This window comes from Paraburkholderia sp. 31.1, assembly GCF_014397645.1.
Lineage (GTDB): Bacteria > Pseudomonadota > Gammaproteobacteria > Burkholderiales > Burkholderiaceae > Paraburkholderia > Paraburkholderia tuberum.
Window position 1 is genome coordinate 1 of the sequence record NZ_VZQN01000254.1, and the last position, 253, is coordinate 253.

Annotated in this window: 1 pseudogene; it reads left to right on the plus strand. The window is 49.4% G+C overall.

The features are described from left to right. Positions 1–253: pseudogene (locus F6X37_RS37505) on the plus strand (hypothetical protein); the annotation flags it as partial.

Genomic DNA, 253 nt, shown 5'->3' on the forward strand with positions numbered 1-253 from the left:
TAAGTGAGGCTCGCTCCAGAGCCAAATTCACCGAAACCGATCCTCATTTACTTCGTCATCCAGAAAAATTCCGCGCCATCCCATCTGCAAGCTCGGCAGCCCGGTCAATTAATCAGCGTTTCCCTAGGGGAGAATACGGTGACGGGATGGCCATGCTTTCGTTCTTAAAGCGCCGATATCCCGACCTTAAGATAATCGTCTTCACCACGATCGACAATTTCGCCATTGCTTCCAAGATGGGGAAAATTGGTAT